Source organism: Microcoleus sp. T3_B1 (assembly GCF_036700445.1).
Lineage (GTDB): Bacteria > Cyanobacteriota > Cyanobacteriia > Cyanobacteriales > Microcoleaceae > Microcoleus.
Genome location: NZ_JAUBOX010000131.1, coordinates 3577 through 13247, shown reverse-complemented (window position 1 = coordinate 13247; position 9671 = coordinate 3577). Strand labels below are relative to the sequence as shown.

Here is a 9671-nt window from a genome sequence, read left to right as displayed (position 1 = left end):
TGGTGGCTGTGGGCTTTTTCATTCCTTTATTTTACCAGATGCCGCCACTTAAGTTTTTTTGACCTGAATCCTTACCTCGCAGCTAATCCATGCTGCTCTATTTCCCAACGATTCCAAGTAATCTCGCACTTGTTGGTACTTGGCGTATTGCTCGGAATCCTTGGGGAATTTGTTGCGATAACTTTCACATTCTTCTACGGCAAACTTACCCATGTAAATGCTACTGAAACACTCCGCTAAATCTGATTCTCCCTCCAATCCCCAAGTTACAACTTGTCTACCCTGCGCTAAAGCAAAGATGCGGATGTTGGTTTCCCTGGCTAAAGTAATCATTTCACCCATAATTTGCTTGGCGCCGAGAGAAATAATCTGTTTGGTTTTGCGATCGACAATCGCTCTCACATTACGCGAAATTGCTTTCCATTCATCAACCGCTACATTCCAAATGGGTGAATCAATCCCCTTTGCCATTAATGCTGTACGTCGCACTCTTTCACTTTGCAGTGCTTCCAAAGAGGAGCGGATAGCTTTGTAATCTTCAGGTACTCCTATTACATCCAAGCCAATCCATTGATGCGGCCACCGTTTGACCGTAATTACCGACTGCTTTTGGGATGGCATCACATCCATCAGCCAATCAAATAGCGTGGTTTTTCCGCATCGGGTAGCTGCAACTCCTCTAATGTGAGGAAACATCTCAGGAGTCTCCCTAAACTGCTTCCAATCAAAGAATTTCACTCCTAATTTGGGAGTTACTGGCAGTTCTACACCCAATAATTGATTGTTGTTTTGGGCGGATGCTGTGTTTGATAGGAGTTCCGCATTTTCAACTTCATCGGACTTTGATTCTATTGGAGCGGGGAAAGATGCAGGCAAAGATTGGGGAGTGGCGGCGGTAGTTAAAGCCTCCAACAGTTCGGGATTCTTCTCCAAATAAAGCGTGTTGTAGCCGTCGTAGAGTTCGCGCTTGAAATCCTTCACTCTCAAGTCAGCAGCAATCGCTGTTTTCTGGATTTCTTCCTCATCCAAAATGTCGCTTGTAGTTGCCTCTAACTGCTTTTGCCGAGCTTCATTGAGAGCAGCCTCTTCCTCGCTCTTTCTCTGCTTCACCGATGCTGCACCCGATGCAAAATAACCCGCACCAAAGCTGATTGCAGCAATTACGCCGGATGTTGTACGCAGCAACCCCCAGCCTTGATGCAGCTTCACAAACTTGGCATTGTTGGGATACTGGGAACCCGTTACCACAACAGGCGTACAGGGGTTTGTAACTTTATTGCAGTAGCTGACGTGTTTGTCAAAGTAGCCGAACAAGCTCAAGCCGCTGCATCCAATACCCACAATCACACAGGCGATGGCACTTTTCACCGCATCCACCTCCTCCACAATGCGACCAACTTCATCAGCGCTACCGACACGCCGACAATCACGCCAAGCTGCCACACTCTTGTTAACCCAAAGCCGAAGCCTACACTTAAAGGCACATTTGCCAGCAGCCACGCCGCATCCCAAAATGCAGCAATAGTTCCGACAATCACCACCAATCCACTAATCCGACGCATCGACAGCAAGTAAGGCGTTGGGTTTTTTGGTTTTACCGAGAACAGAAACCCGGCTACTAAAATCACTGCAACGAGCATTACAGGAGCACTGAGAATCCTCGAAACGTGAGCGATGGATAGCCCAACCGCAAACCAAAATCCTTGACCGCAGAAGCTGTTTAAGTTCTTGAGAAACCTCAATTGGTCTGATTCTTCTAATTCGGGGAGTTGTGGTTGTTGTGAAGGTGGATCAACAGGAGGATTTTGAGGTTTGGGAATAAGAAATGGTGGTAACTGCATGGCTACTTCCCTGAGAAATAATCAAAGGCTTTACTGCCCCATCTTTTGAGCCAACCACTTGCTTTGCTAGCGTTATTGCTAGCGTTATTGCTAGCGTTATTGGCAGCAGGACTTAATTGTTTGCTACTAGATGATGGCAAACCGTATTTCCCGCGAGTACCGTAAGCGAACAAGTCTTTTATCCTATTTCTCTCTTCACTTTTTGCCTCTTGAGCTGCTTGTCGCTCCGCATAGTTTGCTGCTTCTGTGTCAGGTTTTTGGGATAGCGCTTCTTTTTGGCGGACTAATCTGTTAGCCACAATCTGAAGAGAAATCTGAAGGTCGTATTCCGCTAAATCGCCGTAATCAATAACTTCTTGGTCGAGTAGTCTTACGCCAACATCCGAATCTTTGGCTAGCTTTTTGGTATTGGCCTGCCAACCTTTCCATGCCAAGAATACGTCGAGTGTGGCTCGATCGATCTTCTCCATGCCCTTGGCACCGGCTTTGACGCAGCGGGCTACAAACTCGTTGTATTTGACAACGCCGTCAATATAATCGTTGACGTGTTTTTCTAACTTGTCGAGGTTGTCAATCAGAAACTTGATTTCTTCAACCGAATCTACGAAGGCTCCCAATTCTTCCTCGGACATCCCGGCAAAAGCTGATGGGTCGAACCCGTAGTATCCCTGAAAAGTAGTCAACATTTCAGGTGCGCTATCAAATGCTTTGACTTTTCCGACTAGGGCTGGGGCTATGGCTCCACCGCCTGTGTATTTAACAATTGCACTCATGGTTTGTCTCCTTTAATCCAGTCTGCGGTTTGGTATGCAATCAAATCCATTGTCAGCAGCAAGGCGAGTGTAAGTTTAATTTCCTTGCGGGTCTGTAGAATAGGAACTTCTATCAGAAAGTTTCCATTCACCTGACAAATACCAGTCCACCCATTTTGTAGCTGAATCAAAAGCTCTATCCTCATTTTCTTCAACGCCAATTTCAATCGAGTCGGGGTCGCCGTCATACACGTACCAGCAGGCGAAATCTGGCTCAACAACGAGTTTTATTTTCAATCCAAAGTGAGCAAAAATCTTAATCTTGTCAGAGGTGAGTTCCGCCACTGGTTCGTCTTCAATAATTTCGCCCCTTCTCTTTAGCTCATCAAATGCAGCGTCGAATACTGCATTTAAAGTGCTTGTAGGTAAAGCTCCTATAATCTTACTCAGCATTGCATTTTGCCTCATTCAGTTGCCTTGCTTTCCCGTTAACATTAGCTAGTGTCAAACAATTCCCAAGCTTACTTACCCCCAAGCGACGGTGCAAATTGATAGTTGTGATTCGTGCTGTTGTCGATATTCTGATCGCCTTGAACTACCGTGGGTGGTAAATCTTTTACGGCTTGCCGATAACCGTCGTGCCAGGACGATTTGGCTAAATAAACCAGCATAGCGGGAATAGCTGCAAACAGGAGTGATGCACAAATTACCGAGAGTTTATCTGACATAGTTGTTACCTCAAATCTTCGTTGCTGTGCTTAAAATCAGGAAGGATCAAATGGTGGATGAACCTTTGCGTCAAGTCGTCACTGATTGCTGGGTGTTCAAGGTTAAACAACGAGTCACCACCGATTGCTGGTTTTTTGAGAGTCAAATTATCGCTAATTGTTGGCTGAGCTAGTATTAAATCGCTGGCAGCGAAAGATTCGTTTTCATCTGATACTTTGTTCATACTGCTTCCTTATTAACTATGATTCCCCTTCAGATTCAGAACATTCATAATCTTGCTGGTCAGTCTCGAATCGGTAGCAAACTCCGGGATAAGGGCATTCTCTCGGGCCTACACAATCAGGGGGGAAATATTTCTCTTTGGGCTGGCAAAGATTTTTATTTTCGTCTACCGCTTCTAAGTAAACATCGCTCTCAATAATGTTGTAAAGCGCACCATATCGATTGCTGTACAAATCGAGGTCTTTGATTTGACAAAATGCCAGACATTTGTTGTCGGGAGCGTATACAAAAACCGGCTGCTCTTCGTGCCATAACAAAACCTCTTTTTTGCGGATGTGAACTAACATCGCTGTACTCCTTAGCTCTATGTTTATGCCTTCTTGCTCAATCTGGTAACAGAATCTCGTTATCTGTCTTGCTAAAGATGACATTTTTGCCATATTCTACGCAGTAAGGCTTTAGTAACTGGTACTTTTCATCCGGGTCAGTAAATAGGATGTGTACCAGTTTTTGTTCTTGCCATCCTGATTGGCAGTGTTTAACTGTTGCCAAGACTTCTCTAATTTTCACGCGCATCCTCCAACTAATACGGCTACTTCGCTCACTTTATTGATTGTCGCAAGCTTAGATTTAAAGGTTCGCCACAATCTCAATCCAGGGTACACTAAATACAACTCAATGAAACCGTAACTTTCCAGCATCAGACAAACCTCATTAGCGCGATTGTTTCTTCAGCATAATTGCGATGGGGAGGCAATATAATGCCAGGTGTTTTAGGTTGCCTCCCCTGTTGCAGGCTCAGGAAAAAGATGAGATTCAGGAGCACCTTTTCCCTTTGAGCCTGCCTTAAAGCTAGGGCTTCCCCCAAATCTCGGTGAGCGCCTACCAGAGTCCTGGTGAAATCCTCCGCGGCGGTACTGGCTTGGTTGGTAAAACAGGCTTTGGGGCTGGCAAATTGGCATTCCGCAAATCCAAGGGAGCTGCTTTTACTGCCTCGGTGAGAACGCTGAAATTACTTCGGATATTCGATGCCATATCGGTCAAACCGTGGGTTAGATTTGCACTCAGAGAAATCTTAAAGGCATCTAGCATTTGGTCGCTAACGGCTCCGGCAACATCGGCCATTCCCAAGGATGCTTCGCGAGTCATTCCCTCAATGGCTTGTATCGCTCCGCTTTTCTCTTCTTCAGCATCGCGCTTTTCACCGCTGGCGATCGCTTCTGAGTCGATGTCATTGCAGTATTCACCGCGTCCGTTCCGAGTTCCCACTACTTGTTCGAGTGCCAAAGAAGGCGCAATTCGCTGATTCAGTACCAGCTCGAAATAAAGGTCGATTTCTGCGCTGTCATCAGGGCTCAAAAGAGAGTTTTGCCAATCGGGCTGTCCTAAAGCTTTGCGAGCGTTGGTTACGTCAGAAACTTTGTTGAGTCCCCATTTACTTTTGATGTCGCGGCGGTCAATTGTCGGTTCGGTATTCATGGGTGGGTAATCCTTCTTGTGCTAATCGTTCTCGAACAGTGGCAATGCAGCGGTTGGCTTCCAGAATCCAAGTTTCTAGGGTTAGCAAGCAGTTCAAATGAAATTGAGAAAATGTTCGGCGGTAAGGTTGTCTCTGAAACTCAGGGCATTCTGCTTCTAAAAGGGCGAGTCTGGTTTTGAAAGTAGCTTCCGGCATCGGTTTTCCCCCTTTACCTAGAATTACCTTTACCTCTGCTCTGAAGTAATTTCGATGGTTCCATTTGCCACATCGACTGTTAAAAACAGCTACGTCTACAGGCTTTTTAGGTGTTGGCATTTTCTGGTTGACATTTGATTGGCTACTTGGCGGGCTACATCACCCGAAATTCTGATTCTTTCGTTAGCTGTTTTCGGAGTCGCCCGAAGTAGCTAACGAAGAATCAAAAAAAATTATTTCCTTTCCGGCGTGCTAAATGATTTGGCATCCCAGATACCCCAGACTTCGCGTGCAGAAGCTACGGCATCTTGAAGTGCTTCTACTTGCGATCGCCCGAAAACTATAATCTGGCGGGGTGGATTGTACTTGCGGGTGACGGTAACGCTCCACTTGAATTGATGGCTTCTGAGTGCTTTCATCGATCGTCCCTCCCATCACCAGGTGTGGGTGCAGCTTCCGATGAAGCCAACAGGGAACCGGAGAACAAGCGAATCAGCCTCAACGCTTCAGGTTCAGACATCCAAACATCTAAATGTTCGAGGGAATCTTCAAACAAATCCGAGAGTTCGCATTGAGAGAGCGCTTGGAGTACCGTCGATGAATAGTGCTGGGCGTAGGTTATCGCTTCAATCAGGGCAAGCTTTTGGATGCGGTTGCAAGTGCTCAGCAGCGATTGCCAGCAAGAATGGAGTTGGCGGCGGGAGAATTGGTCGGCTATGGCCTCCAAAGCGGCGATCGCTTCGGAATCGGTTGGCAAGAAATCAAAATCTTGCGGCCACTTATCGCCAAAACATTCAACAGTACCGCACTCTTTAATGGAGCGGGTGAGCGTGTCCCTTTGGCGCAGCGAATAAACGACCGCTTCCATCAAAACCCAGAGTTCTGGTTCTGCCATCGTTTCTACGGATGCCAACAGCGAAGGATACAAAGAAGCGCTCGTCACTCCTGGCGTTGCAGCAGCAGCGGACACCTCAACCGTTATCGGTATCGGTATTTGTGTCATGATTGAAAAACCTCATTAATGTGAGTGCCACACCCCGCCCTTTGAGATTGCGAGTCATGGGGGGCGGGGTTTGGTTTTGGTTTTTTTGTCTGCCCGCGAACGCCAATCAGCGAAAGTGTTGCGGGCATTGGATTTAAGGCGCTTTCAAGTTAGTTTTGGACAACAAAAGGGGTAGTTTTATGGATGACCCTTTTACGCCGACACTGACTTTGGCGTGCCTGAGTGTATAGTAACAACAGGTAAGGTACTTGTCAATATTTACCTTACGATAGAAATGGGATTCCCGCAGACAAAGTGAAACAACAGGTAAGGTATTTGTCGAGTTTTGGTGTACCTAAATAAAAAGCGAGGTAGTAAAGGGTAGAGTTTAAGAAAGTGACAACCTCCTTAACACTTGTATGCCCTCTGATAAACCTCGAATAACCCTTTACCTAGAGAAGCAGGATATGGAGCACCTAGGGGCTTGGGCTGAGAAGGAGTTTTTAACAGTACCCCAACTGACACGAGTGGTAGTTAAGCGAGCTATAGCGGAATACCTAAAACAAAACCCTTCTAATCCCCCAACCCCCAAACCGGACAGCACCCATGATTCACCCAGTGAAACTGCCCCCCCGCCAGCCACCAAAGCCAAGCGGGGCAATAAAAAGAAAACTACTAATACACCATGAATGTCGCTGAAATTAACCCGCTTTCCCTGCCATCCCTGTCAGTCTAAGCAATACGTTCGCGTATAAAATTTTAAAAGGTTGTTATCAACAAGCGACCGCCCGCAGCGATTAGGCCAGACCAAAAAAAAGAGTCCGCAGTCTTTAGAAGAGACGGCAGACAAACAAAAAACAAAAAATATTTAAATTCATCATAGTCTAAAATCTGCCATTACTGCCACATTTGCACCAAATGCCAATCAACGGTAGTTACAGCAGAGCCGTCTCTTCTACTAAGCGCGGGTTTTTGTAAAAAACCAGCACGCAGCGCTATGAGTAGCGAAAGAGGCATCTATGAACGTTATTGCAAATCAATTCTCAACTACCGCGTACCTTTGCCCCAAACACAAGACCCACATTGAGAGCCGGGGGCTGTTGAATAATTGGAGTTACGCCAACTGCCGAACCGTATCTGCTGACGAGGCATCATTTTACTTGGGCTATACCGCCAAGTCTGGTGGCATCTTCTTTATTGGTGCAGGCACACAATTTCAGTTCAGGCCAGACAAGCCGTGGAAGTCAAGAGAAGATAAAAAGGCACCCAAGTACCGCACCCCGTTAGGGGAATATGACGCTTTTCTCCCCCAGCATCCAACCGATAAGGACTATTGGAATACTGAAAAGCTTGCAGAGCATTGCTACCACATTGACGGTCGGCCCTACATCTTACTAACTGAAGGAATCTGGAAAGCAATCGCGGGATGCTGTCATGGCTTACCGACAATTGCCTTAATGGGCATCAGCATGGGGCTGACAGCGAAAGCTAGCGATTTGCAGAACAAACGCTATCTCGTTCCCACCCTGGAAGCTTACGCTCGTGCCGGTTTTGGATTCATCATTGTCTTTGATGCAGATGCAGCCACCAATCCAAGCGTCATTTGGGAACAGCGGAAACTCGGCCACCAGTTGCTTAAGTTTGGTGTCCCCGTTCGCAGCATTACTGCACAATGGGAACCTGGCACTGAAGGAGAAACCAAAGGTATGGATGATTTTATCCAGAGAAAAGGAATAGAAGAGTTCAGGCGGATGCTTATGAAGTCAGTCAGCTTTCAGGAATGGGAGAGCAATCTTGATGGGAGCGAGGATTCATCGCCTAAGAATAAAATTCCTTTACCCCAAGAATTGGGAGCCGAACTTGCCGAGGAGTTGCGCGACCAACTCTGCTATTCTGACGAACACAAATCTTGGATGAAGTACGAACTTCGGCATAAAGGAGTTTGGGCGGCGGTGAACGACGATTATGTCCTCAGCGCCATAGATACCATGTGCCAGACGCGGGGGTTGCAACCCAACAACGCCTACTGCGCCAACGTTCTAGGGTCGCTCAAAAGGAAATTATTCGAGCTCGATTGGTTAGAGCGACCATCAAACGAACTATTGCCCTTTGAAGATGGGGTGCTTGAAATTGAAAGCAACACTTGGCAAGAACACGCCCCCGGATTCCGACTAACTTGGTCGCTACCGCGCAGCTACAAAGGAAGCGCTGTTAATACTGGATGGGCAAAAATCAACGATTGGATGAATCAGGCCACCGATGGCAATCGGAACAAGAAAGACATTCTGATTGCCTTCATCGCCGCCAGCTTGCGCGGTATGGCGCATTTGCACAAATTCCTAATGCTGACTGGCCCAGGTGGAACTGGGAAAGGGCTTTACTCCCGACTGACCACAATGGTGGTTGGAGAGCGAAACACTTGGATTGGAAACTTGGAAGATTTAACCGCTTCAGATAAAGTCGCGGATTTACAGACAAAGCGGCTAGCGGTTTTTGACGACCAAGAAAAGTACACAGGCAATTTATCAAACTTCAGGTCACTGACGGGCGGGGGTAAAATCAGCGGTCGCCAATTGTACAAATCGGCTGTTGACTTCCGTTTTTCTGGTCTGGCGCTAATTACTTCAAATCAGCCGTGTTTCCCTGCCAGCGGACTTTCCTGGTTGAAGCGGCGAATAATTCAAGAAGGATTCGAGTACACCCCCATTAAGCGAAACCCCCACCTCGAACGAGAATTAGAGCCGGAATTAAGCGCATTTACCCAATATTTGTTATCAATTCCAGTGACCGAAATAGAGCGCATTTTGGCTCAAGAAGGAAGCGGAATTAATGGCACTTTTTGGGCTGACCGGGTGCGGGCAGACCCGATGGCGTCATGGGTCAACGATTGCATTATTCACGATACCGAGGCCCAGACGGCAATCGGAGCCGATAAAGACGAATGGAAAGATGCGGATTATGTCGCGGCTAAATCAACTTTGTTTGGCTCCTATAACAATTACTGTCGTCGAGCCGGGTACAGCGCCAAAGGTAAGAACAATTTCTCAGCAGATTTGGTGGAACTCTGCCGAGAAGTCCTCGAATGGAAAGATGTCGCAAAGCAGCGGTCGGCCGCTGGCATGGCAATCAAAGGGTTGAGGTTGCGGACAGATACCGACCAAGACATTTCGACTGTAGAAGATTTGTTGAGTCAATCCAAAAATGTAGATGTAGGTCTACAGGGTGCAGACTCAAATGTAGACCTAAAACCCTTACTCCACAAGGCTTGTGTAGACTATGTAGACTTAAACTCAAAACTTGCAAAAAAGAATGAAATTACTTCTGCTGACTCAAGTCTCGGAACTGATAGCGGCACAATATCAACTCCTGCTGACTCAAGTCTCGAAACTGATGGCGGCACAATATCAACTCCTGCTGACTCAAGTCTCGAAACTGATGGCGGCACAATATCAACTCCTGCTGACTCAAGT

13 protein-coding genes are annotated in these 9671 nt (G+C 46.8%); 1 reads left to right on the top strand and 12 read right to left on the bottom strand.

Going from position 1 to position 9671, the window contains the following annotated elements:
* Positions 1-48 precede the first annotated feature (48 nt).
* The 12 genes from QT990_RS34005 to QT990_RS33950 form a co-directional block, all read right to left on the bottom strand.
* Positions 49-1443 carry a hypothetical protein gene (locus QT990_RS34005; RefSeq protein ID WP_333466320.1) on the bottom strand — a complete coding sequence of 465 codons (1395 nt, stop codon included), beginning with the start codon at positions 1441-1443 and terminating at the stop codon, positions 49-51.
* On the bottom strand, positions 1365-1841 hold the full coding sequence (locus tag QT990_RS34000) for a hypothetical protein (protein WP_333466319.1): 477 nt from the start codon (positions 1839-1841) through the stop codon (positions 1365-1367). The genes QT990_RS34005 and QT990_RS34000 overlap by 79 nt, the downstream gene beginning before the upstream one ends.
* A gap of 2 nt (positions 1842-1843) precedes the next feature.
* Positions 1844-2614: a hypothetical protein gene (locus QT990_RS33995; RefSeq protein ID WP_333466318.1), complete on the bottom strand. Its 771-nt coding sequence runs from the start codon at positions 2612-2614 to the stop codon at positions 1844-1846.
* A 75-nt stretch (positions 2615-2689) separates the two neighbouring features.
* Positions 2690-3046 carry a hypothetical protein gene (locus tag QT990_RS33990; RefSeq protein ID WP_333466317.1) on the bottom strand — a complete coding sequence of 119 codons (357 nt, stop codon included), beginning with the start codon at positions 3044-3046 and terminating at the stop codon, positions 2690-2692.
* Between the two features lie 68 nt (positions 3047-3114).
* Positions 3115-3321: a hypothetical protein gene (locus tag QT990_RS33985; protein ID WP_333466316.1), complete on the bottom strand. Its 207-nt coding sequence runs from the start codon at positions 3319-3321 to the stop codon at positions 3115-3117.
* A gap of 5 nt (positions 3322-3326) precedes the next feature.
* A complete protein-coding gene (locus QT990_RS33980; RefSeq protein ID WP_333466315.1) occupies positions 3327-3545 on the bottom strand; it encodes a hypothetical protein in 219 nt (72 codons plus the stop codon).
* A gap of 16 nt (positions 3546-3561) precedes the next feature.
* Positions 3562-3891: a hypothetical protein gene (locus tag QT990_RS33975; RefSeq protein WP_333466314.1), complete on the bottom strand. Its 330-nt coding sequence runs from the start codon at positions 3889-3891 to the stop codon at positions 3562-3564.
* A gap of 37 nt (positions 3892-3928) precedes the next feature.
* The gene (locus QT990_RS33970; RefSeq protein WP_333466313.1) at positions 3929-4114 is read right to left on the bottom strand and encodes a hypothetical protein; all 186 of its coding nucleotides are present in this window, start codon (positions 4112-4114) and stop codon (positions 3929-3931) included.
* A gap of 312 nt (positions 4115-4426) precedes the next feature.
* Positions 4427-5023, bottom strand: a complete 597-nt coding sequence (locus QT990_RS33965; protein WP_333466312.1) for a hypothetical protein — start codon at positions 5021-5023, stop codon at positions 4427-4429.
* Positions 5001-5339 (bottom strand): hypothetical protein, encoded by a 339-nt coding sequence (locus QT990_RS33960; protein ID WP_333466311.1) that lies wholly within the window; start codon positions 5337-5339, stop codon positions 5001-5003. The genes QT990_RS33965 and QT990_RS33960 overlap by 23 nt, the downstream gene beginning before the upstream one ends.
* Positions 5340-5452: 113 nt before the next feature.
* The gene (locus QT990_RS33955) at positions 5453-5638 is read right to left on the bottom strand and encodes a hypothetical protein (protein ID WP_333466310.1); all 186 of its coding nucleotides are present in this window, start codon (positions 5636-5638) and stop codon (positions 5453-5455) included.
* Positions 5635-6222, bottom strand: coding sequence for a hypothetical protein (locus tag QT990_RS33950; protein ID WP_333466309.1), 588 nt, complete (start codon positions 6220-6222; stop codon positions 5635-5637). Before QT990_RS33950 ends, QT990_RS33955 begins: the two co-directional genes overlap by 4 nt.
* A gap of 998 nt (positions 6223-7220) precedes the next feature.
* Here QT990_RS33950 and QT990_RS33945 point away from each other — a divergent pair.
* Positions 7221-9671 (top strand): DUF3854 domain-containing protein (locus QT990_RS33945; protein WP_333466308.1); only part of this gene is annotated, 2451 nt, incomplete at its 3' end.